Below are 23,173 nucleotides of genomic sequence, written 5' to 3'. Positions count from 1 at the left end.
TAAGCGCAGCACACTGCGGGCAACCGGCGCGGCGGTGCCCGTCCACGCCACCGCGAGCCACGTGTGTCTGCGGTCGGCCCTCATTTGTGCCGTGGTGCGGTAGGCAGCGACAGGCGTTTGAGGTGTAAGGCGTTGAGGGCGACGATCAGGCTCGACCCCGACATCGCCATCGCGGCGATCTCCGGGCGCATGGTCAGACCCCATGGGGCGAAGACACCGGCCGCGATGGGCAGGGCGATGCCGTTGTAACCGACTGCCCAACCCAGGTTCTGGTGTTCCTTGTGGACGGTGCCGCGGCCGATGCGCAGGGCCGTCGGCACCGCGTACGGATCCGAGCGCATGAGCACCACGTCGGCGGTCTGGATGGCGACGTCGGTGCCCGCGCCGATGGCGATACCGAGGTCGGCGCGGGCCAGGGCGGGCGCGTCGTTCACACCGTCGCCGACCATCGCGACCTTCTTGCCGGTGCGTTGCAGATCGGCGATCCGGTCGGCCTTGTCCTTGGGCAGGACATCGGCGATCACGGTGTCGATGCCGAGGTCGTGGGCGATGCGTTCGGCGGTGCCTGTGTTGTCACCGGTCAGCATGACCACGCCGACACCGAGTTCGTGCAGTGCCCGCACCGCGTCGGCGGAGGTCGGGCGTGGGGCGTCGGCCAGCGCGATCACCGCGTGCGCGTGGCCGTCGACGGCGACCAGGACGGCGGTGTGGCCCGAGGCAGCCAGTTCGTCACGGTGTTTCGCCAGCTCGCCCAGCTCGATGTGGTCGGCGTCGAGCAGTCTGCGGTTGCCCACGATCACGTGCTGCCCGTCGACAGTGGCCGTCGCGCCGCGGCCGGCCACATTCTGGAAATCGGTGGCCGGAAGGGTCGGCGCACCATGGGCTTTCGCGTAGTCGACGATGGCCTCGGCGAGCGGGTGCTCGGATTCGAGTTCCACCGCCGCGACCAACGCCAGTACCCGGTCGCTGTCCACGCCGGGCGCGGTGATCACGTCGGTGACTTCGGGTGCGCCCTTGGTGAGGGTGCCGGTCTTGTCCAGCACCACCACATCGATGCGCGCCGCGTCCTCCAGCGCCGTCGCGTTCTTGAACAGCACACCGCGTTTGGCGCCGAGACCGGTGCCGACCATGATCGCCGTTGGCGTCGCCAGACCGAGCGCGTCCGGACAGGTCACCACCACCACGGTGATCGCGAACAGCAGCGCCTTGCTCAGCGACGCCCCCACGAGCAACCACACCGCCAGTGTGGTCAGGCTGCCCAGCAGGGCGACCAGGGTGAGCCAGAACGCCGCCCGATCGGCCAGCCGCTGCCCCGGGGCCTTCGAATTCTGTGCCTGTTGCACCAATTCGACGATCTTGGCCAAGGCGGTGTCGGACCCGACCTTGGTGGCCTGCACCCGCAGGCTGCCGGTGGTGTTGATGGTCGCGCCGATCACCGCCGAACCCGGCTGCTTGGGCACCGGCATGCTCTCACCGGTCACCATCGACTCGTCGACCTCGCTCGACCCGTCCAGCACGGTGCCGTCGACGGCGATCTTCGCGCCGGGCCGCACCAGCAGCACCTCGCCCACCCGCACGTCGGCGGTCGGCACCCGCACTTCCTGACCGTCGCGCAGCACAACGGCTTTCGGGGGCGACAGATCCAGCAGACTCGTCACCGCGTCGCCTGCCCCGCTGCGCGCCCGCATCTCGAACCAGTGGCCCAGCAGCACGAACGTCGCCAGCATCGTGGAGGCCTCGTAGAACACCTCGCCGCCGCCGGTGAACGTCACATACAGCGAATACAGCCATCCCGTCCCGATACCCACGGAGACCAGCACCATCATGTCGAGGGTGTGGGCCTTCAACGCCGCCCGTGCCCCGGTGAAGAAGATGGTGGAGGAGTAGAAGATCACCGGCACGCTCAGGATCAACATCCAGATGTCGGCGCGCATCCCGAACGGGACGGGTAGATGCAGGCCGAGCATGTGGGTGGCCATCGGCGACCAGAGCATCACCGCAGTGGAGAAGACCAGCGCGACGAGGAACCGGTTCCGCATGTCGCGAGCCATGTCGTCCATCGACATCGACGCGTGCCCGCCGTGCGTGTGCCCATCACCCTGCGCGGCTTCCGGCTGATCATGCGTGGGCGCGCGATGACTGGAGGTCTCGTCAGGGGGTGGCATGGCAGGTGGCGCGTGGCCGACCACGGAATCGGTGGACTGCTCGGGTGAGAGGGTGGATTCGGCACCGTGCGTGACGGGCCGTGTACGAGTGGTCGGCTCGCTCGTCGGGTCGCAGACGTGGGTCGGGACGGAGCGCCCCGCGCAGTGATAGCCACAGTCGCGGATCCAGGTGCGCAGGTCGGCGACCGATGTTCGGGTGGGATCGTAAGTGACCGTGGCGGTTTGGGCGACCGGGTTCGGGTCGACGGCGAGCACGCCGGGGCGGTGGCGCAACCCGTTGGTGAGTACCCCGTGGGAACTGGCGCGCAGCTGCCCGCCCACGTGCAGGACGGTCGTGGCGGAGGCCGGTTGATCCTGCGGGTCGGGCATCGCCGCTCCTGTCGCCGGTTGTGCGCACAACGCGACAGCGCCCCGCGCCTCACTTCCCGGCGACTCTACCGGCGGCTGGTCACAGGTCGGCGCAGGTCACCGCAGCAACGGCCGGCCGCCCGCGATCTCAGGGGGCGCAGGTACCCCGGTGACGGCCGCGGCGGCGGTGATTCTCGGGCGCAGGATCAGCCGCAGCGCCGCGATCCGATCAGAGGCTGACACCCAGGAGCGCGTCGACGGCGGTGCGGACCAGGGCGGGGGCCTCGGTGTCGGTGCCGCCGTAGGCGATGGCCTGTTCGGCCCAGTTGTCGATCGCGTCGAGGGCCTTCGGGGTGTCGAGGTCGTCGGCCAGGTGCTGACGCAGCCGGGCGACGGTGTCGGTGGCCGAGGGACCCGAGGACAGCGACACGGCTTCACGCCAGCGGTCGAGGCGGCGCTGCGCGGCGGTGAGCACCTCATCGGTCCACATGCGGTCGGATCGGTAGTGGCCGGAGAGCAGGCCGAGGCGGATCGCGGCGGGGTCGACGCCGGCGCGGCGCAGCTTCGACACGAGGACGAGGTTGCCCCGGGATTTCGACATCTTCTCGCCGTCCAGGCCGATCAGACCGGCGTGCACGTAGTGGCGGGCGAAGCGGCGGGCGCCGGTGATCGCCTCGGCGTGCGCGGCGGAGTACTCGTGGTGGGGGTACATCAGGTCCGAGCCGCCGCCCTGGATGTCGAACTCGGCGCCGACGCGGTTGAGCGCGATCGCCGCACACTCGATGTGCCAGCCTGGCCTGCCCGCGCCGAAAGGGGCCTCCCATGACGGTTCGCCGGGGCGTTCGGCTCGCCACAGCAGGGCGTCGATGGTGTCGCGCTTGCCCGGTCGGTCCGGGTCGCCGCCACGTTCGGCGAACAGCGTCTCCATGGTGGCGCGGTCGTAGCCGGATTCGTAGCCGAACTGCTCGGTGGCGTCGGTGCGGAAGTAGATGTCGGGGTACTCGGCATCGTCGACGATGTAGGCGGCGCCGGCGGCGAGTAGCTTCTGCACCAGCTCCACCACCTCCTCCACCGATTCGATGGCGCCGATGTAGTGGCGCGGGGGCAGCACCTGCAGGGCGGCCATGTCCTCGCGGAACAGGTCGATTTCGCGGCTGCCGAGATCACGCCAGTCGATGCCGTCACGGTCGGCGCGCTCGAACAGCGGGTCGTCGACGTCGGTGACGTTCTGCACGTAGTGCACGTCGTGGCCCGCGTCGCGCCAGATCCGGTTGACCAGGTCGAACGTCAGGTAGGTGGCGGCGTGACCGAGGTGGGTGGCGTCATAGGGCGTGATGCCGCAGACGTACATCTTCGCGGTCTCGCCGGGGGTGACCGGGCGGATCTGACGGTCGGCGGTGTCGTACAAACGCAACGGCGGCCCTGTTCCGGGGACTGTCGGCAGGGCGATATCGGACCAGGACTGCATGCCTTCGAGGGTAGAGCCCCTGTCGGGGTGCTCGGCCCGCGGCCCGGCCCATGGGGTTGCTCGCGGCGTCGCGGCACGGCCCGCTACCTGCACACAAACGTGTCCGGGCGCCCGCGTCAAGATTTGCACTCGAGCAGATCCGCTGGTCACGGGGGTAGCGGGGCGATTCGGGCGTGTCGTGCCCAGTGTGCGGTCCCACCGGGGCGAACGGTTGCCATCGCGATCATTGTCACAGTCCATAATGCACTGGACATCCCTATTGATCCCTATCAGTACATTCGTTTACGGTAGTTTCATGACAGATCGTCTGTATTCGGTGGAGCAGGTCGCCGAACTGCTCGGACTCCATGTCCGCACCGTGCGCAGCTATGTGCGCGACGGCAAACTCCCTGCCGCGCGCATCGGCAAGCAGTACCGCATCACCCACGAAGACCTCGAGACGTTCACCGGTCTGCCTATCTCCACACCGCAGACGGTGTCGCGTCGACATGCCGAGTCCTCGTGCATCGTCGAGATCGACGACATCGACCGCGCCACCGTCGACCGGATCACCACCCTGCTCACCACCACTGCCGGAACCCGAGGCGGGAGGGGTCAGCGGATGCGCGTGGAAACCAGCTACGACCCGGCCCGGCGCCGCCTGAAAGTGATCCTGCTCGGCAGCCTGGCCGACAGTTCCCGCCTGCTCGACTACCTGGACGGAATCCTGCGCTCATGATCTACAAGTCCGACGAAGGCCGACGGCTCGTCGAACAGCGCTACCGCGAACATCTCGACGCGTGGCCGGTCCCCCGCGAGGAACGGCGAATCGACACCGGCATCGGCGCGACGTTCGTCGTGGTCTCGGGACCGGTGGACGCACCGCCGCTGGTCGTGCTGCACGGCTCAGGAGCCAACGCGAGCGCCTGGCGCGCCGACATCGCGGACTGGTCGAGAAATTTCCGCGTGTATGCGGTGGATCTGCCCGGCGAACCGGGATTCAGCGTCCCCACCCGGCTGGTTTTGGACAGCGACGCGACCGCGAGCTGGCTCGACGAGGTGATCGACGGACTCGGCCTCGACACCGTGGCGCTGGTCGGTATGTCACTTGGCGGGTGGACCGCACTCGATTACGTACTGCGAAGGCCGGGTCGGGTCACAACATTGGTTCTGCTGTGCCCGGGCGGGCTGGGCAAGCACCGCTACGGCTGGCTCGTGAAGGCGATCGGCCTGCGGATGATCGGCAGGCACAGCGTGCGTGACATGGCCCGCCTCGGCCTCGGTGTGGATGGGCCACAAGCGGATCCGATCATCGATGACATCGAACTGACGTTCACCCATTTCTCGCCCCGCCCCGGAAAGCTGCCCATTTTCCGCGACGAACAACTACGCGAAGTGGACATCCCGGTCCTGATAATCGTCGGCGAACGTGACGCCCTGTTCGACTCCGCACGCACCGCCGAACGCGCCCGCACCTTCGCTCGGGGCGAGGTGCGGCTACTGCCCGGAGTCGGCCACGCACTCCTGAATCAGACTGCCGCGGTCAACGAATTCGTGCTCGCCCACGCGGGATGAGACTTCGGTGCCACCGCTCCCCGACGCGCGGCGACACCGAACATGATCACATCACAGTTCGCGGCACTGCATCTGCGCCGCGTCCGGGCCGAGCTGCTGGGTCGCGTAGTACGCCGCACCAACCTCGTTGCCGGCCTTCACCGTCACGTCGGGCAGCGGCGCACCGGCCTGGTTGGTGGAGGAACACACGTAGGTCTTCTCGGCCCACCACCCGGCGGGAAACGCCTGCGCGGGCGCGGCAACAGCGGCGGCGGCACCGGTGAGCAGCAACGCGGCAGCGGAGGCGGTAACAACAGAACGGGTCGACATAGGTTTCCTCAGATCTCACGGGGACAACGAAAGTGCTTGGAGCACACTAGCACCGGCGCTGACCAGGCAACAGAGCCTTGGCCCCCGCCAGAAACGGCGGCCGCAGCCGCGGTGATCCGACCTCAGTCGACCAGATAGCGCAGCAGCACCGCCGTCTCGAAGCGCCGTGTTTCGGCCAATCGCAGCGTGATCCGCTGGTCCAGTGCCGGGAACATCGGGGTGCCGCCACCGAGCACCACGGGCGAGACGAAGACCTGGTACTCGTCGATGAGCCCGTGTGGCATCAGCGCCGACGCGAGGCTCGCGCCACCGACCTCCATGACCCCGTCACCGCCGGCCTTGATCTTGCGGACCTCCTCGACCGCGTTCTCGCTGACCAGGGTGCTGTTCCAGTGGACTTCGGTGAGCGTGCGGGAGAAGACGACCTTGGGTGTGCCGGTCCAGAGCTCGCCGAACTCGCGCTGGATGGGCGGTGCGTCCTCGGGCACGTGCGGCCAGTAGTCGGCCATCAGCTCATAGAGCCGACGACCGTTCAACGCGACCTCGAGACTGCGGAACCTGTCGTTGTGGAACTGGTGCAGCTCGTCGTCGGGATCGGTCCAGTCGATTTTGCCGTCGCGGTCGTTGACGTAACCGTCCAGCGACACGCCGAATCCGTAGATCAGTTTCCTCATGACCGTGTAGACCTCCTTCGCGTTCGAAACTCATCGGATCTCAGCTGATATCTCGGAAACTACGGGAGAACAGGACTCGTCGGGGGATTCGCGTTCGCGGGTCGTGCGCGCGGGAATCAGCACGCTGCGCCGAGTATCAGGCGACACCGAGCACGAGCGCGGCGCCCACGAGTTCGACCAGGCAGTAGAACCAGTTCGGATAGAAGCGGGTCCCGCTGTCGACCAGTCGCGAGACGATCCGGCCACCCGCCATCCCGGCCAGCGCGAACCCCACGGTCAGCGCTGCCCCGGATCGCAGATCATCGGTACCGAACGCCGACCAGAACAACACTCCGGCAACGGCCAGGCCGAAACCGCCGTACACCGCGCGAATCTCCGCCCGGCTCACCGCCGTCGGCACCGACATGCCGAACGGGCGGGCCAGTGCGGCGGGAGCGGCCAGCGCGTACAGCCCCATCCCCACGAACAGCACCGCGACAACACACAGCACGACAGTTCTCATCGGCTCCCCTCGATCACGCGTCCCCGCGCACCGGCTTCCGTGGTCAGATACACCACGAGGTCGCGGGGCAGGCCGTGGGTATCGTGCAGGTAATGGTAATCACCGTCGGTCATAGGACCACCGAAACGGCGGTGGGACAGAACCTTTCGCCCGCGCTGGAGCAGCCGATCGAATTTGTGTTCTTCCTCGACCAGGATGGTGCGCACGTCCTGGGATCGCTCGGATTGCCGGAAGTGCCCGAGGGTATGGTCCACCAACTCGATCGGCAGGTCCGCCAGGGTGCGGGTCGGGTCGTCTCGCCACAACGTGGTGAGGGTGCGGCGGATCAAACGCCGCAGGATGTGACCACGACCGGACGGCGACGGCGTGACCCGGTCGCCGAGGATGACGATGCTCGATCGCAGATGGTCCGACAGCACTCGCACCGACCGGCCGTCGAGCGGTCCCCAGATTCGGGGCAGGGTGCTCAGCCAGGGCTGGAACAGGTCGATCTCGAAGACGGACGGTGTGTTCCGCAGGATTCGCACCAGCCGTTCCAGCCCCAGACCGGTGTCGACGCAGGGTCGTCGCATCGGTTCGAGGCTGCCGTCGGGATGGCGGAGGTAGCGCATCATGACGTGATTCCACACCTCCACCCACCGATCATCGGTCGTCGGCGTGCCCTGCGGCGTGTCGTGTCCGGTCCAGACGAAGATCTCGGAGTCGGGCCCGCACAGTCCGGTCGGGCCGTTGGACCACCAGTTCTCGTCGGTGGTCGGTTCGACCGGTAGACCCAGCTCGTCCCAGGTGCGCCACGACTCGTGGTCGGGCTCGACGTGGTCGTCACCGCCGAACACCGTGACGTGCATCCGGTTCGGGTCGATGCCGAAGCCGTCGCGCAGCAGTTCCACGCCCCACCGCAGGCTCTGCGAACCGCTGTAGTCGCCGAGTGACCACGACCCGAGCATCTCGAAGACGGTGAGATGAGTGTCGTCGCCGACCTCGTCGAGATCGGTGGTGCGCAAGCATCGCTGTAAGCCGGTGAGACGCCGGCCGTGCGGGTGGGGCCGACCCATCAGGTACGGGGTCAGCGGATGCATCCCGGAACTGGTGAACAGCACCGGATCCCCCGGCGGCGGGATGAGTGATCCGCCCGGTGTGAGGTGGTGCCCGCGTTCGCGGAAGTAGTCGAGGAAGGTCTGAACGGTCTGGTCGGTGGTGATCATGGTGGGTGCTCCATCGAGGTGAATCGACCGGAAGCGGACACCATGACGAACGGCGACAAGATCGACGCACGCCAGCGGACCGTTTCCGGTCGCCGGCGTGGGAGAGAAGGTCAGGCGGCAGCGACCGGCGAGCGCAGAGCTCGTGCGGTCGCGGCAGCGATTCGTGAATCGACCTTCATGGCTGCACTGTAGCAACCGGGCCGGGCGGAGCACGATCGATTTTCGGGCCCGGACCTGCTGTCAGAAAGCGGGCCAGGGGATCGGGCGCGAGGAGTTGGGGATCGGCATCACCGGGTGGTCCAGCAACGCCTTCGCCCGTTCGTTCAGGGCGGTGATCTCGGCGTCGGTGATGTGGGTGGCCAGCGAATCGGCAACGGCGCCGGGCAGATTCGCGGCGAAGGTGGTGATGTCGGGGATCAGCGACTCGTGCACCGGCCGCCCCGCCCAGCCCCACAGCACGGTGCGCAGTTTCGGTTCGGCGTGCAGGCAGATGCCGTGGTCGACGCCGTAGACCTGCCCGTCGACACCTTCCAGCGCGTGCCCGCCTTTGCGATCGGCGTTGTTGAGCAACAGATCCAGCACCGCCATCCGTTGCAGGCGCGGATCGTCGGCATGGATGAGCGAGACCTCGTTGCCCTGTTCGTCGAGCGCGCGCAGCACTTCGCAGAATCCCTCGGGCACGGTTCCCGGCGTGCACAGATCGACCAGGTCGAGGCGCTGGCGGGCATCGGTGCGGTTGTCGACCGAGGTAACCCAGCGCTGCACCATGCCCGGCCCCAACGGCCCCTCGCGCAGCACCGTCTCGGGGATCACACCCCAGCCGAGGTGTTCGGAGATCAGATACGACGCGACTTCGCGGCCCGCGAGGGTGCCGTCGGGAAAGTCCCACAGCGGCCGTTCACCACGCACCGGTTTGTACACCACCCGCAACGGGGCACCGTCGGGTTCGGGTGCGGCGATCTCACACACCAGCGTGAGGTTGCTGGCGACGCCGATCCGGCCGACGATGTCGAGGTCACCTTCGGTGAGCACCGGCACTGGAGGTCACTCCTCTTCGAGCTCGGCGGCGCCGAAGATCTCGCCGCGTTTGTACCCGTTGGTGCGCACACACATGTGCCCACGCGAGGACAGCGGTTCCCCGCACAGCGGGCACGGTGGACGGCCTGCCGCGATCACCCGCGCCGACCGCAACGCGAACTCCCGTGCCTGGATGGGGGTCAGGAACACGCGCACCGCGTCGGGGCCTTCGTCGGTGTCGTCGAGCACCACCGATTCGTCGACCTCGGTCTCGGTGATCGCGAGCAACTCGACCACCACGGCGTTGGCGTCGGAATCCCAGCCCAGACCCATGGTGCCGACCCGGAATTCGGTGTCGATGGGGGTGACCAGCGGCGCGACATCGCGCACGTCCTCACCTTCGGGTGGTACCTCGGCGCCGAAGCGGCGCGCTACCTCGTCGAGCAGCAGACCCATCCGGTCGGCGAGTACTTTCACCTGCTGCTTCTCCAGCAGCACACTCACCACCAGCGGCTCCTGCACGGCCTGCAGGTAGAACGAACGATCGCCCGGTTCACCGACGGTCCCGGCGACGAAACGGTCGGGGGTGCGAAATACATGGATTGCGCGTGACACATGCACCTCCTGATACGTGACCCTGATCGACACTCACGAACACACTCCTCTAAGGAGAATCGCGGTGCCCCGCATTCCCATTATCCGCGTTCGTGGCCGTAGGCACCTCCCCACCGGGTGCCGGTGTCGTCGGTGCGGCCGCGGCCAGTGCGGAAAGATCGGCGCCGGTGTCGTTGAACTTCCACACCGACGGCCCGTGCGTGCCGTAGCGGACAACGCTGATCGAGGCCGGTTCCACCGCGATCCGCTGAAAACTGTCCAGGTGCAGGCCGAGCGCGTCGGCCAGGATCGATTTGATGACGTCGCCGTGGGCGCACGCCACCCACAGCACATCCCGGCCCGCCTTCTGCGCCAGGGTGCGTTCGATATCGCGGATCGCGGCGACCGCGCGCTGCTGGACCTGGGCCAGCCCTTCCCCACCGGGGAACACCGCGCCCGACGCGTGTCCCTGCACGACCCGCCACAGCGGTTCGGTGAGCAGTTCGGCGATCGGGCGCCCGGTCCAGTCGCCGTAGTCGACCTCGATGAGGCGTTCGTCGTGCTCGGGTTCGAGGCCGAGTTTCTCGGCCAGCGGCGCCACGGTGCGCTGACAGCGCAGCAGCGGTGAGCTGGCGATGTGTTCGATCGGCAGCATCGCGAGCCGGTCGGCCACCGCGGCGGCCTGTTCGGTGCCGCGCTCGGTGAGTTCGACACCGGGAGCGCGGCCCGCGAGGGTACGCGCGGTGTTGGAGGTGGACACTCCGTGCCGGAGCAGGATCACCGTCATGGGACCAGCCTAACCATGGGTCGGGGTCGGGATCAGGTGGCGGAGACGACGCCGGCGGCCAGCAGGGCCATCACAGCGAGGCCGACGATGATCCGATATCCGACGAACCAGTAGAACGAATGCTTGCTGACGAACTTCAAAAGCCAGGCCACCGAGGCGTACCCGACGAAGAACGCCAGCACGGTAGCGACCAGCAACTGCGGTCCACTGGCATTGAGTCCCTCGCCTGCCGGTTCGAACGCGTCAGGCAGGCTGAACAGGCCGGACGCGGTCACGGCGGGGATCGCCAGCAGGAAGGAGAACCGCACAGCCGCCTCTCGCTTCAAACCCAGGAACAGGCCCGCGGTGGAGGTGGCCCCGGAGCGCGAGACGCCCGGGATCAGCGCGAGGCACTGAGCCAAGCCCATGATGATGCCGTCGCGGGTGGTGAGCTGTTCGATGGGGCGTTCCTTCTTGCCGAAGTACTCACCGGCGGCGATCACGAGGGCGAAAGCGATCAGCATGAACGACACCAGCCACAGATTGCGGGCACCGGTGCGGATCTCGTCCTTGAACAGATACCCCAGCACACCGATCGGGATCGTGGCGATGATCACGTACCAGCCGATGCGGTAGTCGAGTTCGCGCTGGGTGTCGCGTTCATGAGCGTCGCGGGCGCTGCGGTCCATCACCGGCAGTTTGGTGGTCACCCGGTCGCCGACCGCGACCTCGCGCTGCGAGCGTTCCCGCCACCGCATGCCGAGGGTGGTGAACCAGGCGACGAGGATGCGCCAGATGTCTTTGGCGAAGTAGACCAGGACCGCGAGTTCGGTGCCGAGTTGGGTGACAGCGGTGAACGAGGCACCCGCGTCGTCGCCGAAGAACACGCCCGAGACGATCCGAAGGTGTCCGGAGGAGGAGATCGGCAAGAACTCGGTGAGCCCCTGCACCAATCCGAGTACCAATGCCTGGAACCAGGTCATCGACTCGCCCAACACGTCCTCCTGCTGACTCGCGCCCGAAAGACGGCGTCCTCCTGGGCTTTTGCTTCACAACCGGCCATGACGGCCACGATCTCGCAGCGACCCTACCCGTCGTCGCTCCCGGTCGCCGCCCGCCCGTCGCCGAGATCGGGTTCTGCCGCGCCGTGGCACGGGTCGCCGAGCGAGGCCGCGGTGGTGCGCGCATTAGGCTGTCGCCGTGACGAATGCGCGGGCGCGGTGATGGAACAGCGAACGGTGGGACGCAGCGGACTTCGGGTGTCGCGAATCGGGTTGGCGACACATACCTGGGGAACTCATACCGATGCCGATGAGGCATCGGTGCAGTTGGCGGCGTTCACCGAGGCCGGTGGCACGCTCGTCGACATCTCGCCCGTCTACGGCGAAGGAGCGGCGCAGCGGATCCTGGCGGACCTGCTCGGCGACCTGGTGTCGCGTGACGAATTGGTGCTCAGCGGCAGTGCGGGGGTGGTGTTGCACGCGCCGGGCGCCGGAGTGGGCGACTCGGTGCCCGCACCCGCGGCGGTGGGCCCGGTGGTCGACGCGTCGCGACGCACTCTGCTCAAACAGCTCGATCGGACCCTGCTCGAACTGGGCACCGACCATCTCGACATCTGGAGCATCGCCGCCTGGGATCCCTACACCCCCCTCGATGAGGTCGCGGCGACCCTGGAGACCGCGGTGCGGACCGGCCGCACCCGGTACGCGGGAGTGCGTGGCTTCGCGGCGTGGCAGTTGGCGAGTCTGGCCGCGATCGCGCCGATCAGCGCCGCGCAGACGCCGTACTCGCTGCTCGCGCGGGGCACCGAGAACGATGTGATTCCCGCCGCCCGCCACCACGGGGTCGGCACCATCGCGTCGGCGCCGCTGGCGGGTGGAATCCTGACCGGCAAGTATCGCGACGGTGTCCCCGCGGATTCGCGGGGTGCCGACGAGGCGACCGCGGCCGAGATCCGGCGCAGGCTCGACGACGACCGCGCGACCAGGGTGGTCGACGCGCTGGTCACGGCCGCCGACGGGCTGGGCACGTCGCCGCTGGCGGTGGCGCTGGCCTGGATCCGTGATCGACCGGGGATCGCGAGCATGATCGTGGGTGCCCGCGATATCGGTCAGCTCACCGGTGTGCTGGCCGCCGAAACCCTCGAGTTGCCGCGAGCGATCGCCGCGGCACTGGACGATGTGAGCGCCCGTTCCGAATGATGGCTAGCCTTACCTTCATGAGACTGCGTGGTGTGCTGACGGCGATGCTCGCGGCGACGGTGCTGACCGGCGCCGTCGCTTGCACCGGAAGCAACACTGCATCGACTGCCAATTCGGGTGGGCCGGCGACGGCCCAGCTCGCCGACCTGGACCCCGTGCCGATCGGACCCGCGCCGAGTCCACGGTTACCGGTGACGGTGAAGTCCTATGACGGCACCGACGTGACGATCGCCGACACCTCGCGAATCATCGCCGTGGACCGGTACGGCACCCTCGCCCAAACCGTGTGGGCGCTCGGGCTCGGCGCGAACCTGGTCGGCCGCAGCACCTCGGCGTCGTTCCCGGCCGTGGCGGCCGTGCCCAATGTGGCCGGTGGCAACGGCAGCCTCAGCGTCGAGGCGGTCCTGAACCTGCGACCGTCGGTGTTTCTCACCGACACCACCAGCGCGGCCCCCGCCGTGCGGGAGCAGCTGCGCGCGGCCGGGGTGACCGTCGTGTACTTCGACCCCGAGCGCAGCATGGACGGTGTCGTTCCGCAGATCGAGGCCGTAGCCACCGCGCTGGGCGTTCCCGAGGCGGGCAAGCAGCTCGGCGCGCGCACCCACGACGAGATCGCCGACGCGACAGCTCGCGTGCCGAAGCAGGATCCGCAGCCCAAGATCGCCTTCCTGTACCTGCGCAGCGCCGCGATCACCATGATCGCCGGGCGCGGCTCGGGCGCTGATTCGCTGATCACCGCGATCGGTGGTGTGGACGCGGGCACCGCCTCCGGGGTGAACGAACCGTTCGTGTCCATCACCAGCGAGGCGATGATCGCCGCCGCCCCCGATGTGCTGCTCGTGATGTCGGACGGGCTGAAATCGGTGGGCGGCGTCGAAGGACTGGAGAAGGTGCCCGGCATCGCCCAGACTCCGGCGGGCCGCAATCGACGCGTGGTCGACATGTCCGACGCGGTGATCCTCAGTTTCGGCCCGAACACCGGCCGCGTCGTCTCCGCACTGTCCGACGCCGTCTACGGCAAGTCCGCATGACCGGTCAGCAGTCGCCCCGGGTGGGCTCCGCATGAGCGAGGTGCCCGACCTGACCAAATCCGCGGACACCCCGCGGATCACCGACGCCACCCCCGATCCCCTGCCGCCCACGACGCACCGGGGCACGCGCGTGACCGTCGTGTTCGCGGTGGCGCTGCTCGCTCTGCTCGTGCTGGCCGTGGTGTCGGCGGTGCTCGGGCAGGTCCCCACGACCGCCGCCGAGGTGCTCGGCAGCGTGGCGCACCGGATCGGTCTGGATATCGGGCCCGTGCCCGCGCATCCGGCCGGTGAGGTGACGCTGTGGGAGGTGCGGTTCCCCCGGGTCGCCCTCGCCATCCTGGTCGGCGCCTCGCTCGCGACAGCGGGTGCGCTGTTGCAGGGCGTGTTCGCCAATCCGCTCGCCGAACCCGGCGTCATCGGGGTGTCGGCGGGCGCGGCGGTCGGAGCGGGCACCGTGATCGTGGTCGGTGGCGCGTTCGTCGCCGCGTGGTCGGTGGCGGCGGCCGCCTTCGTCGCCGGTCTGATCACCACCGCGCTGGTCTATGTGCTGTCGAGGTCGGGTGGGCGCACCGAAGTGGTGACGCTGATCCTCACCGGTGTCGCGATCAACGCCTTCGCCGGCGGGTTGATCGCGCTGCTGCTGTTCGTCGCCAGCCCCGCCGCACGGGATCAGATCGTGTTCTGGCAGCTCGGCAGCCTCAACGGCGCCACCTGGCAGTCGGTGGCGGTGGTGGCGGTGCTGGCCTCGGCCGGCATCCTGGCCGCGATCCTCATCGCACCACGCCTGGACCTGCTCGCACTCGGCGATTCCGCGGCCCGCCACCTCGGTGTCGACGTGGAGCGGCTGCGCAGACAGGTGATCGTGGTGGTCGCCGTGCTTACCGCGGCGGGCGTGGCGTTCAGCGGCATCATCTTGTTCGTCGGCCTGATCGTGCCGCACCTGGTCCGCATGATGGTCGGCCCCGGCCACCGGGTGCTCGTCCCGCTCAGCGCGATCGTGGGCGCGGTGGTGCTGCTCGGCGCCGACGTCGTCGCCCGTACCCTGGTCCACAACGCGGACCTGCCACTGGGCATGCTCACGTCCCTGATCGGCGGCCCGTTCTTCTTCTGGCTGCTGCGCCGCACCCGTGCCCGTGCGGGAGGCTGGGGATGACCGACACCACGCGCGAGCGCCGCGCCTCCTGGCGTTCGCTGTTCGCCCGAACCCCCGACGTGCCGGCACGCCCGGAGCTCGGCACCGTCACCCTGCGCGCCACCGGGCTCACCGTTCAGCGGGGCACTCGTACGGTCCTGGAAGAGGTCGACTTCCAGGTCGCGGCGGGGGAAATCGTCGCGCTCGTCGGTCCGAACGGTGCGGGCAAATCCAGCTTGCTCGCCGCGCTCGCCGGGGAACTCGAGCCCAGCGCGGGCGTGGTGAAACTCGAAGGCCACGCGCTTTCGCACTGGACTCCCGCCGATATGGCCCGCCGCCGCGCGGTCCTGCCCCAATCCCACGCGGTCGGCTTCCCTTTCACCGCCCGTGAAGTCGTCGCCATGGGACGGGCCCCATGGTTGCACACTCCGGCCGCCGACACCGACGACGCCCTCATCGCCGCGGCACTGGCGGCCACCGACGTCACCCACCTCGCCGCGCGGGTCTTCCCGTCGCTGTCGGGCGGCGAGCGCGCCCGGGTTGCCCTGGCGCGCGTGCTGGCCCAGGACACCGCCACCCTGCTGCTGGACGAACCGACCGCGGCCCTCGACCTCGGTCACCAGGAAGCCGTCCTGCGCTTGGCCGCGACTCGTGCCGCCGAAGGCGCCGCCGTGGTCGTGGTGGTCCACGATCTCGGGGTGGCCGCCGCCTACGCCGACCGTGTGACCGTGCTGGACGCGGGCCGCGTCGCCGCCGACGGACCCCCACGTGAGATCCTCACCCGCGACCTACTCACCGCCGTCTACCACCACCCCGTCGACGTCTTCGACCACCCGACCACCGGTGCCCAGCTCGTTTTGCCCGAACGCGGTCGCACCTGACACAACCGCGGAGAAGACACTTCTCGACATGCGGGCTTCGGCGGCGACGGAGGGCCGCGCGGGGCTGAGTAGGCTGGGCGCCGAGGTCATTCGTCCATCGCGGTCACCATCGCAACGACGATCGGTCCACTCGTCGCTCGCGAACGTGGCTCGCTCCTATCGCAAGAGGAGATCCGATGAGCCCCACCATCGCCAGCGTCGTCATCCCCGTATCCGATCTGGCCGCGACGAAAGCCGTCTACACCACCCTCTACGGCGAACCCCACACCGACGAGCCGTACTACGTCGGCTGGGCAGTCGGAGACGTCCAGATCGGCCTCGACCCCAGCGGTGACGTCGCGGCGGGCCCGGTGGCTTTCGCCGGAGTCGACGATGTCGACAAGGCCAGAGCAGCGGCGATCGCCGCGGGCGCGACCGAACGTACCGCTCCGCGCGAAGTCAGCCCCGGCGCCCGCATCTGCGTCCTGGAGGACACCGACGGCAACGCCTTCGGCATCATCGGCAAGTAGCGCAGACGGGACCGTGGCAGGCTCTGTCGCGGTCTTCGCCCGAGTTATTGACCTACAGGTATAGAACGTCTACCGTCGAGACATGGCCAGGCCACAGAACTTCGACACCGACACGGTCCTCGACCGCGCGATGGACCAGTTCTGGACCCACGGCTACGCCAACACCTCCCCCGCACAGCTCGCCGACGCCACCGGTATCGGAAAAGGCAGCCTGTACAACACCTTCGGCAGCAAACGCGCCCTGTTCGACGTCGTCCTCGACCGCTACGGCCGACTCGGTGTGGCCATGGCCGAGGACTACATGTCCCGGCCCGGAACCACCCGCGAGTGTCTGCGCGAATACCTGCGCGCCACAGTCGATCTCGACATGGCCTCCCCGACCCGGCGCGGCTGCCTCGCCGTCAACACCGCGGCGGAGCTCGGCGGCCACGACGTGGCAGCTACCGCGATGGTGCGTGGCATCGAACAACGCATCGTCGCCACGCTGGCCGCCCGGATCGACCAGGGCCGCCGCGACGGTGACGTCGACCGTGACGTGGACCCGAATTCGATTGCGGCCCTGTTGTTCACCACCAGCGTGGGCCTGCGCCTCATGGCGAAGACCAACGATGCCGCCCAGCTCTACCGCCTCATCGACGTAGCGCTGACCACCCTCTGAAACCCCCGCTCCTGCAACCACTTTCCGCATGCCCTAATTATTGACCTGCAGTTCAAGAAAGGTACGAGCATGGATCTCGAACTCACCGGAAAGACCGCCGTCGTCACCGGAGCCTCCCGCGGTATCGGTCTCGCCGTCGCCGAAACCCTCGCCGCGGAGGGCGTGCGGGTCGTCGGCGCCGCCCGCACGATCACCCCCGAACTGGACAAGGTCGCGGCCGCTACGGTCGCCGCCGATCTGGGGACCGCGCAGGGCGTCACCACGGTCATCGACACCGCACTGGAGGAACTCGGCGGCATCGACATCCTGGTCAACAATGTCGGCGGCGGGGACCCGGATCGGCTCACCTTGGGCGGATTCCTCGACACCACCGACGACCAGTGGCGCCACTTCCTCGACATCAACCTGTTCAGCGCGATCCGGGCCACCCGCGCGGCGTTGCCGAGCCTGCTCGACCGGCGCGGTGCCATCATCAACGTCTCGTCCATCAACGCGCACCTGCCCGCGGTGGGCCCCACCGGCTACAGCGAAGCCAAAGCCGCCCTGACCTCGCTCGGCAAACGACTCAGCGAGGAATTCGGACCGCGGGGTGTGCGGGTCAACACCGTCTCCCCCGGCCCCGTCGGCACCAGGATCTGGCGCGACGAACACCGCCTCGGCGCGAAACTGGCTGCCGCCCAGGGCATCTCCCACGAGCAACTGCTCGCGGCGCTACCCGGCCAGTTCGGCATCGCTTCGCGACGGATCTCCGAAGCCGACGAGGTCGCCGCGCTGATCGCGTTCCTCGCCTCGGCCAAGGCCACCAATATCCTCGGCGCCGATGTGGTGATCGATGGCGGCATCATCAAGACGATCTGATCTCGCCCGCGCGGTACCTTGGTACCGGATCGAGGTACTGCGCGTGAGTCACATGTCCACAGTCGCGAAACTCGCCGCCACGATCGCTCTGGCGGGACGGATCATCCAGTCCGACAGCACTATTCGGCCTCGCGAGGTTTTCTGCCGCTAAGCACAGTCAGCAGCAGCTACGCTACGAAAGATGGTCCCGCTGTCACATGTCGCGGCCTTCGCCGTCGCCGCCTCGGCCATCATCGTCATTCCCGGCCCCAACGTACTGTTCGCCATCGGCCGAGCACTGTCGCTGGGGCGCAGGTCGGCGGTCCTCTCGGTCGCAGGTGGTGTCGCCGGATCGTTCGTGCCACTGCTGGCTGTGTCGTTCGGACTGGGCGCGGTATTGATGGCCTCGGCGATGCTGTTCACGATCGTGAAAGTTGTCGGTGCCGCGTATCTGATCTATTTGGGCATCGCGACGATCCGGCAGCGCAAGAAGCTGGCCGAGGCCCTGCGATCGGACGTGCCGAGCGCCGGCGGTGGTCGCGTGTTCAGGCAGGGATTCATCGTCGGTGTGACCAACCCCAAGACCATCGTGTTCTTCGGCGCTGTCCTTCCACAGTTCACGACCTCGACCCGAGAGGCTTTGCCCGCGCAGTTGCTGATCCTGGGTGTCATCTTCCTGTCGATCCAAGCGCTGTCCGACACTGGTTGGGCACTGCTGGCGGCGACGGCGCGGTCGTGGTTCGCTCGTTCTCCACGTCGTCTCGAAACCGTCGGCAGCACCGGCGGGCTGCTGATTGTCGGAGTCGGTGCCGGTATGGCGCTGACCAGCACCAACTAACCGCGATCGCACGGTCGTGGGACCGATATCGCCCCGCTCGCCCTGGTCTGATCGGCTATTTCCAGATGATCTTCAGTAGGGCCGGGGTGAGCACCATTCGGATGATCGTGGCGTCGATGATCAGGGCCACGATCATTCCGTAGGCGATGTATTTCATCAGCACCAGATCCGAGAAACCGAACGCGCCGGTCACCACGATCAGGATCGCGGCCGCCGAGGTGATCACCCCGCCGGTGTGGGCCACGCCGTACCGGATGGACTCCTCGGCATCGGCACCGGCGGCCCGTTTCTCGGCGATCCGGGACAGCAGGAACACCTCGTAGTCGGTGGACAATCCGAAGATCACCGTCACGATCAACGCCACCACCGCGAACATCAGCGGTCCCGGCGTGAACTGGAAGGCCCCCGACCCGTGCCCTTCCACGAAGATCCAGGTCAGCACACCCAGGGTCGAGACCAGGCTGAGCGCGCTCATCGCGACAGCCTTCACCGCCAGGATCACCGAACGGAACGCCACGATCATCAACGCCAGCGCGGCCGCGATCAGGATCGCCAACAGCAGCGGCAGCCCGTCGATCAGCCCGTTGATGCTGTCGCGTTCGAGCGCGGGTATACCGGCGACCATCACCTGCACGCCCGGTGGGGCGGGCAGCGCACGCAGCGCGTCGATCACGCGGTCGGCGTCACGTTTGTCGCCGAGCCCGGCGGAGAGCACGTTGACGTTGTCCTTGGTCGCCGCCGCGGGTTCGAACCGCCCGGTCAGCCCGGGAACCTGATTGGCCTCGAAGCGGATATCGCTCAACTGCTGTGGCGAAGCACCGACCACGATCAGTTTCAGCGGTTCGGTGCGAAAACCCGGAAAGAGGTGGTCGAAGTCTTCCTGGGCCACGCGCGCCGGGTTGTCGGCGGCCAGATACTTCTCACTGATCCCACCGAACTCGATGTGGCGCAACGGAATACTCAGCGCCAGCAGGCCGAGCACGATCGGGATGACCACCGCCCACGGCCGTCGCATCGCCCACTGCGCCAGCCGGGAGAAGAACCCGGCGTCGATCTGAGCTTCGGTCTTGCTGCGCGAGAAACGTTTCCAGCCCAGCCAGTCGATCCGGTGGCCGGCGATGCTCAACGCGGCGGGCAGCGCGGTGACCGACAGCAGCGCCGCCAGCATCACCGCGGAGATGCCGCCGTAAGGCACCGAGCGCAGCACCCCGTTCGGGAAGATGAACAGTGCACCGAGGCTCAGAGCGATGATCGCCGCGGAGAACAGCACCGTGCGCCCCGCCGTGGCGACGGTCCGCGCGGTCGCGTCCTCGACCGAACGCCCGGCCGAGAGTTCCTCCCGGAACCGGGTCACCGTGAACAGCCCGTAGTCGATCGCCAACCCGAGCGCGACCAACGTCATCACCGCGCTGGCGAACACGTTGACCTCGATCTGGGCGGTGAGCACCCGCAAGATCCCGGAGGTGCCGAGGATGGTGAGTCCACCGATCAGCACCGGCAGCAGCGCGCCGATCACCCCGCCGAACACGAAGTAGAGCAGGATCGCCACGATCGGCAGAGCGATGATCTCGGCACGCTTGATGTCGTGCTGCATCCCGATATTGATGCCCTCGACCACCGGCTGCAGCCCTGCCAGCTGCACCGTCGTGCCGCCGGGGCCCGCGCCGGGGACATCGGCGTGCAGGTGCGGTTTCAACGCGAGGTAGTTGTTGACCGTCGCGGTGCCGCCGCCCCCGGCCAGCCCGATGCTGGCGAACGCGTGTTGTTTGGTCGGGTCGGAGGCGTTGGCAGAGAACGGGCTGTCCCAGTAGCTGTCGATCTTGTGGATGCGCTCGCCGTGCTGTTTGCGTAGGTCGGCCAGCGCCGCGGTCACCGGTCCGCGGACGGCGGGATCGTCGACGGTGGTGCCCGTTGGGGCGGTGTAGATGACGATCAGGTCGCCGTCGGTGTCGCGGCCGAACGTGTCGTCGGCCAGCTTGGACGCCGCCACCGACTGGCTGGACTCGTCGAACCAGCCCTCCTGGGTGTAGCGGTCGGCGAGGTCGCGACCGAACCACCCCGAGATCAGCACGGTCAGCACGAAGAAGCCGAGCACGAGGAATCGGTGACGGTAGACGAACCTGCCCCACCGCATGGATCGAGATTCGCGCATCTCAGCCGCAGGCGGCGGTGCGGTAGTCGGCCGAGCGCAGGATGCCACACAGGTCGGTGCGGGAGATCTTCCACTTACCGTCGAGCAACACGAAATGCACGATGGTGGTGCGCACATTGGTGCCCGAACCGTCCTTGTCCAGGCGCATGGTGGCGGTGAGTGTGCCGTCGCGGTTGTCGAACACCGGGTCGACGACGCCGTACACCGCGTGGGGGTTGTCGCGCAGCGCCTTGTACATGTCGGGGATGGCGTCGGAGAACGCGGCACCGTCCTCGATCAGTTCGGTGCGTTCGACATCGGGCAGACCAGGGTCGAGCGCGCGTTTGATCTGCGCGTCGAGCTCTTGGGCGGTCGGCAGCGGCACAGCGGCCTTGCTGGCCGAGACCGCGACGGAGGAGGCGAGGGAGGCATTGGCCGAGGACCGTGCGGCGTCGACCGAGGCCTCGTCGGTGGTTCCCGCGCACGCGGCGAGGGCGACGAGGGCCGTGAGGCAGGCGGTGGCCGCAGCGGCCCTGGCGGAAAGTGTGGAAGACATCACCATCTACATACCATCAATGACGGCACTGATCCGTCCCAGGATGGCGCGAACTGTGGAGATGTCACTGGTTGCGGGCGCCTCGACCGGGTCGGCATCGGGGAGCAGATCGCGGACGAAGGCGCTGACGCTGCGTTCGTCACCGAGGTCGATGTCGGTCACCTGAGCCTGAGCCTGCGCCACCACATCGCCGGATCCGGGCACCGCGTCGCCCAGGTCGGCGCGATAGATCTGCACTGTGAGGGTGGCGCGGTGGGTGCGGAAGGCAAAGGGGCGACCGTCGTCGGTGGTGCCGAAGCCGTGGGCGAACGGCCCGACGGAGATGTCATCGATGCCGAAACCCGCTGGTGTCCGGTCGGTCATCGTGGGGATCTCCTGCCGCTGCCTGGCAATCAAAGAACTCGACGCGTCAACAGTAACGCGCGTCACCGACACCTCCGACGCCAGATACCCGGTCGGAGCTACTGGTGAGTCATCATGGTCAGATGGTGATCAAGGCAGTCACCTCGTGCGGATTGAAGGAGTTCGGTGCATGCGCCCTCGTGGCTCGGTCGCCTCTGCGTTGGTCGGCGCGGCGGTTTTGGTGGTACTGACCGGGTGCAGCGGTGAAGACGGCGGTCCCGATGTCCCGACCCGGGTGCCGGCGACCGCGGCGGTCTCGCCCGCCGCGGTCGATCCCGCCGGGCAGGTCTTTCCCGCGACCGCGACCAAAGCGCTGCTCGCCGAACGCTCGACAGGTGTGCTCGCCGCCCTCGATACCGCCGGCACCACACTGTCGCTGATCGACCCCGCCGCACCGGCCACCGCTCACGCGGTCGCCCTGCCCGCCGCCGGTGCGTCACTGGCCCAGGGCAAACCGGGAGAAGTCCTCGTCGCCGCCCCCAACCGGGTTCTCCGGGTAGACGCGGGCACGGGTGCGCTCACCGAGACACCTGTCGACGGTGACGTGCACAGCGTGCACACTCGCACCGACGGCACTCTCGTTGTCGGCACCGCCGACGGGACCGTGCGCGAACTGACCGCCGACGGCACCCTCACCCGCACGATCACCGGCCTCGTCTCGGCCGACGCGATCGCGGTGACCGGCGAGAACATCACCGTGCTCGATCGCAAGCAAACCGCCGTCGTCGCGGTGCGCGAGGACGCACTCGGCCTGATGTTGCGTGCAGGCGACGGAGCCACCAACGCCATCACCGACCCGCACGGCCGCATCATCGTGGCCGACACGGCGGGCAATGAACTGCTGGTCTACTCGGCCGGTCCGCTCGTGCTGCGCCAGCGTTTCCCGGTATCATCGTCGCCTTACGCGCTCGCCTACGACTCGCGGTCGGAGCTGCTGTGGGTGAGCGCCACGCTGAGCAACGAGGTCATCGGCTACGACCTGTCGACCGGTATCGGTGTCGAGGTGGCCAGGCTGGCGACACTGCGCCAGCCCGACGCGATCACCGTCGACGAACGCACCGGCGATCTGTTCGTCGCCTCGGCCGCGGGCGATGGCCTGCAGCGGATCGGCGTGCAAGAGCGGAAGAGAGGGCAGTGATGGCCACACCTCGCGCAGCGCGCTCGGCGATACCGCCGAGCTGGGAAACCAGCAACGACGACTACGAATACGTGCCCCTGCGGCTGCCACCCGAGGTCAACCGGGTCACCGCCTCGATGCGACTGGCCATCCAGGCCGAATTCGGTGGCTGGGAGTTGTCCCGGGTGCGCGCCTACACCGACGGCAGTCGCCGGGTGCTGTTGCGCCGCCGCAAAAACGCCGTCCTGCCTGTGCCCGAACCCGGATTGTGAGCCGAC

General features: G+C 68.1%; 26 protein-coding genes. 12 read left to right on the top strand and 14 right to left on the bottom strand.

From position 1 onward, the window contains the following. Nucleotides 1-80: 80 nt before the first annotated feature. From ACFWFP_RS08000 to mshC, 3 genes are all read right to left on the bottom strand, one after another. Entirely contained in the window at nucleotides 81-2,534 is a 2,454-nt protein-coding gene (locus tag ACFWFP_RS08000) for a heavy metal translocating P-type ATPase (RefSeq protein ID WP_379293962.1), read from the bottom strand. Nucleotides 2,535-2,630: 96 nt separating this feature from the next. Then, on the bottom strand, nucleotides 2,631-2,756 hold the full coding sequence (locus ACFWFP_RS07995) for a hypothetical protein (protein WP_379293961.1): 126 nt from the start codon (nucleotides 2,754-2,756) through the stop codon (nucleotides 2,631-2,633). Continuing rightward, a complete protein-coding gene (mshC, locus tag ACFWFP_RS07990) occupies nucleotides 2,743-3,981 on the bottom strand; it encodes a cysteine--1-D-myo-inosityl 2-amino-2-deoxy-alpha-D-glucopyranoside ligase (protein WP_379293960.1) in 1,239 nt (412 codons plus the stop codon). The genes ACFWFP_RS07995 and mshC overlap by 14 nt, the downstream gene beginning before the upstream one ends. A 295-nt stretch (nucleotides 3,982-4,276) precedes the next feature. On the opposite strand from mshC, the gene ACFWFP_RS07985 reads away from it, so the two are divergent. Both ACFWFP_RS07985 and ACFWFP_RS07980 read left to right on the top strand, forming a co-directional pair. After that, nucleotides 4,277-4,699 (top strand): helix-turn-helix domain-containing protein, encoded by a 423-nt coding sequence (locus tag ACFWFP_RS07985; RefSeq protein WP_379293959.1) that lies wholly within the window; start codon nucleotides 4,277-4,279, stop codon nucleotides 4,697-4,699. Next, a complete protein-coding gene (locus ACFWFP_RS07980) occupies nucleotides 4,696-5,535 on the top strand; it encodes an alpha/beta fold hydrolase (protein WP_379293958.1) in 840 nt (279 codons plus the stop codon). The genes ACFWFP_RS07985 and ACFWFP_RS07980 overlap by 4 nt, the downstream gene beginning before the upstream one ends. A 51-nt stretch (nucleotides 5,536-5,586) precedes the next feature. On the opposite strand, the gene ACFWFP_RS07975 is transcribed toward ACFWFP_RS07980, so the two are convergent. The 8 genes from ACFWFP_RS07975 to ACFWFP_RS07940 all read right to left on the bottom strand — a co-directional run bounded on the left by ACFWFP_RS07975 (nucleotide 5,587) and on the right by ACFWFP_RS07940 (nucleotide 11,597). Further along, nucleotides 5,587-5,844 carry a hypothetical protein gene (locus ACFWFP_RS07975; RefSeq protein WP_379293957.1) on the bottom strand — a complete coding sequence of 86 codons (258 nt, stop codon included), beginning with the start codon at nucleotides 5,842-5,844 and terminating at the stop codon, nucleotides 5,587-5,589. Nucleotides 5,845-5,966: 122 nt separating this feature from the next. Then, the gene (locus ACFWFP_RS07970; protein WP_379293956.1) at nucleotides 5,967-6,518 is read right to left on the bottom strand and encodes a dihydrofolate reductase family protein; all 552 of its coding nucleotides are present in this window, start codon (nucleotides 6,516-6,518) and stop codon (nucleotides 5,967-5,969) included. Nucleotides 6,519-6,654: 136 nt separating this feature from the next. After that, a complete protein-coding gene (locus tag ACFWFP_RS07965; RefSeq protein ID WP_379293955.1) occupies nucleotides 6,655-7,020 on the bottom strand; it encodes a DUF4345 domain-containing protein in 366 nt (121 codons plus the stop codon). Beyond that, nucleotides 7,017-8,225 (bottom strand): alanine--tRNA ligase-related protein, encoded by a 1,209-nt coding sequence (locus ACFWFP_RS07960; RefSeq protein WP_379293954.1) that lies wholly within the window; start codon nucleotides 8,223-8,225, stop codon nucleotides 7,017-7,019. Before ACFWFP_RS07960 ends, ACFWFP_RS07965 begins: the two co-directional genes overlap by 4 nt. A gap of 240 nt (nucleotides 8,226-8,465) precedes the next feature. Continuing rightward, nucleotides 8,466-9,263 carry an SCO1664 family protein gene (locus ACFWFP_RS07955; RefSeq protein WP_379293953.1) on the bottom strand — a complete coding sequence of 266 codons (798 nt, stop codon included), beginning with the start codon at nucleotides 9,261-9,263 and terminating at the stop codon, nucleotides 8,466-8,468. 6 nt (nucleotides 9,264-9,269) lie between these two features. Further along, entirely contained in the window at nucleotides 9,270-9,857 is a 588-nt protein-coding gene (locus ACFWFP_RS07950) for a DUF3090 domain-containing protein (RefSeq protein ID WP_056820470.1), read from the bottom strand. Nucleotides 9,858-9,906: 49 nt separating this feature from the next. Then, nucleotides 9,907-10,623, bottom strand: coding sequence for a histidine phosphatase family protein (locus ACFWFP_RS07945; RefSeq protein ID WP_379293952.1), 717 nt, complete (start codon nucleotides 10,621-10,623; stop codon nucleotides 9,907-9,909). A gap of 32 nt (nucleotides 10,624-10,655) precedes the next feature. Beyond that, the gene (locus ACFWFP_RS07940) at nucleotides 10,656-11,597 is read right to left on the bottom strand and encodes an undecaprenyl-diphosphate phosphatase (RefSeq protein ID WP_379293951.1); all 942 of its coding nucleotides are present in this window, start codon (nucleotides 11,595-11,597) and stop codon (nucleotides 10,656-10,658) included. A 228-nt stretch (nucleotides 11,598-11,825) separates the two neighbouring features. Between ACFWFP_RS07940 and ACFWFP_RS07935 the strand changes: the two genes are divergently transcribed. From ACFWFP_RS07935 to ACFWFP_RS07900, 8 genes are all read left to right on the top strand, one after another. Beyond that, the gene (locus ACFWFP_RS07935) at nucleotides 11,826-12,803 is read left to right on the top strand and encodes an aldo/keto reductase (RefSeq protein WP_379295103.1); all 978 of its coding nucleotides are present in this window, start codon (nucleotides 11,826-11,828) and stop codon (nucleotides 12,801-12,803) included. A 17-nt stretch (nucleotides 12,804-12,820) separates the two neighbouring features. After that, the gene (locus ACFWFP_RS07930; RefSeq protein WP_379293950.1) at nucleotides 12,821-13,834 is read left to right on the top strand and encodes a hemin ABC transporter substrate-binding protein; all 1,014 of its coding nucleotides are present in this window, start codon (nucleotides 12,821-12,823) and stop codon (nucleotides 13,832-13,834) included. Between the two features lie 31 nt (nucleotides 13,835-13,865). After that, on the top strand, nucleotides 13,866-14,987 hold the full coding sequence (locus tag ACFWFP_RS07925) for a FecCD family ABC transporter permease (RefSeq protein ID WP_379293949.1): 1,122 nt from the start codon (nucleotides 13,866-13,868) through the stop codon (nucleotides 14,985-14,987). Further along, nucleotides 14,984-15,847, top strand: a complete 864-nt coding sequence (locus ACFWFP_RS07920; RefSeq protein ID WP_379293948.1) for a heme ABC transporter ATP-binding protein — start codon at nucleotides 14,984-14,986, stop codon at nucleotides 15,845-15,847. The genes ACFWFP_RS07925 and ACFWFP_RS07920 overlap by 4 nt, the downstream gene beginning before the upstream one ends. A gap of 176 nt (nucleotides 15,848-16,023) precedes the next feature. Next, entirely contained in the window at nucleotides 16,024-16,356 is a 333-nt protein-coding gene (locus tag ACFWFP_RS07915; protein ID WP_378629065.1) for a VOC family protein, read from the top strand. Between the two features lie 82 nt (nucleotides 16,357-16,438). Further along, nucleotides 16,439-17,014 carry a TetR/AcrR family transcriptional regulator gene (locus ACFWFP_RS07910; protein WP_379293947.1) on the top strand — a complete coding sequence of 192 codons (576 nt, stop codon included), beginning with the start codon at nucleotides 16,439-16,441 and terminating at the stop codon, nucleotides 17,012-17,014. A gap of 69 nt (nucleotides 17,015-17,083) precedes the next feature. Continuing rightward, nucleotides 17,084-17,872 (top strand): oxidoreductase, encoded by a 789-nt coding sequence (locus tag ACFWFP_RS07905; RefSeq protein ID WP_379293946.1) that lies wholly within the window; start codon nucleotides 17,084-17,086, stop codon nucleotides 17,870-17,872. A gap of 181 nt (nucleotides 17,873-18,053) precedes the next feature. Next, nucleotides 18,054-18,689 (top strand): LysE family translocator, encoded by a 636-nt coding sequence (locus ACFWFP_RS07900; RefSeq protein ID WP_379293945.1) that lies wholly within the window; start codon nucleotides 18,054-18,056, stop codon nucleotides 18,687-18,689. A 55-nt stretch (nucleotides 18,690-18,744) separates the two neighbouring features. On the opposite strand, the gene ACFWFP_RS07895 is transcribed toward ACFWFP_RS07900, so the two are convergent. From ACFWFP_RS07895 to ACFWFP_RS07885, 3 genes are read right to left on the bottom strand one after another with little or no spacing between them, the layout of a single operon-like run. Beyond that, nucleotides 18,745-20,823 (bottom strand): MMPL family transporter, encoded by a 2,079-nt coding sequence (locus ACFWFP_RS07895; RefSeq protein WP_379293944.1) that lies wholly within the window; start codon nucleotides 20,821-20,823, stop codon nucleotides 18,745-18,747. Nucleotides 20,824-20,842: 19 nt separating this feature from the next. Then, nucleotides 20,843-21,376 carry a hypothetical protein gene (locus ACFWFP_RS07890; protein ID WP_379293943.1) on the bottom strand — a complete coding sequence of 178 codons (534 nt, stop codon included), beginning with the start codon at nucleotides 21,374-21,376 and terminating at the stop codon, nucleotides 20,843-20,845. A 6-nt stretch (nucleotides 21,377-21,382) separates the two neighbouring features. Then, nucleotides 21,383-21,739 (bottom strand): hypothetical protein, encoded by a 357-nt coding sequence (locus ACFWFP_RS07885; RefSeq protein WP_379295102.1) that lies wholly within the window; start codon nucleotides 21,737-21,739, stop codon nucleotides 21,383-21,385. A 169-nt stretch (nucleotides 21,740-21,908) separates the two neighbouring features. On the opposite strand from ACFWFP_RS07885, the gene ACFWFP_RS07880 reads away from it, so the two are divergent. Next, nucleotides 21,909-22,916 carry a YncE family protein gene (locus ACFWFP_RS07880; RefSeq protein WP_379293942.1) on the top strand — a complete coding sequence of 336 codons (1,008 nt, stop codon included), beginning with the start codon at nucleotides 21,909-21,911 and terminating at the stop codon, nucleotides 22,914-22,916. Continuing rightward, a complete protein-coding gene (locus ACFWFP_RS07875; RefSeq protein WP_379293941.1) occupies nucleotides 22,916-23,167 on the top strand; it encodes a DUF5703 family protein in 252 nt (83 codons plus the stop codon). The genes ACFWFP_RS07880 and ACFWFP_RS07875 overlap by 1 nt, the downstream gene beginning before the upstream one ends. The last annotated feature ends 6 nt before the right edge of the window (nucleotides 23,168-23,173 follow it).

This window comes from Nocardia sp. NPDC060249 (assembly GCF_042728755.1).
In the GTDB taxonomy this organism is placed as follows: Bacteria; Actinomycetota; Actinomycetes; order Mycobacteriales; family Mycobacteriaceae; genus Nocardia.
This window is presented reverse-complemented; position numbering and strand designations above follow the sequence as displayed.